Source organism: Mycobacterium sp. ABE4_509 (assembly GCF_056160785.1).
Genome location: NZ_JBSWXU010000359.1, coordinates 1 through 302 on the forward strand (window position 1 = coordinate 1; position 302 = coordinate 302).

Here is a 302-nt window from a genome sequence, read left to right on the forward strand (position 1 = left end):
GGTCCGCTCACCCGAAGACCTGCACGCCCTGCTGATCAGCGAACAGATCACCATCCTCAGCCAAACCCCCTCAGCGTTCTACGCCCTGCAGACCGCCGACGCCGCCCGGTCCGACTCCGCCGATCAGTTGGGGCTCGAGGCAGTGGTTTTCGGCGGCGAAGCGCTGGAGCCACATCGGCTGCGGAGCTGGCGTGATGCTCACCCCCGCCTGCCCCGGCTGATCAACATGTACGGCATCACCGAAACCACCGTGCACGCCTCGTTCCGCGAGATCACCGCCACCGACCTCGACAACCCCACCA

General features: G+C 66.6%; 1 protein-coding gene. It reads left to right on the forward strand.

Annotated features, from left to right (window positions below):
* A partial coding sequence (locus ACXAID_RS28475; protein ID WP_475025483.1) for an AMP-binding protein occupies positions 1–302 on the forward strand: 302 nt, incomplete at both ends.